1 pseudogene is annotated in these 220 nt (G+C 76.4%); it reads right to left on the bottom strand.

Annotation, left to right across the window (positions count from 1 at the left end):
* A pseudogene (locus G3I65_RS40060) lies at positions 1-220 on the bottom strand (hypothetical protein); the annotation flags it as partial.

Genomic DNA, 220 nt, shown 5'->3' with positions numbered 1-220 from the left:
GGCGCGGCGGTGACGCTCTGGGCGATCCGCAGGGCCACCACGCGGGCGTCCGGGACCCCGCGCACGCGCGTGGTCAGGACGTGGTCGGCGTCGGCGAGCCAGGTGATCAGCGCGGCCGTCCCGGTGTCGCCGGTGACCATGGCGACGCGGCCGCGCACCAGCACCTGGTCGCGGATCGACGCGATCCGCAGCTCGGTCTGCGACCACTCGGGATCGGCGG

The organism is Amycolatopsis sp. SID8362, from assembly GCF_010550475.1.
Taxonomy (GTDB): domain Bacteria; phylum Actinomycetota; class Actinomycetes; order Mycobacteriales; family Pseudonocardiaceae; genus Amycolatopsis; species Amycolatopsis eburnea.
Note: the sequence above shows the minus strand (reverse complement) of the source record. Positions and strands in the feature narration are given on the sequence as shown.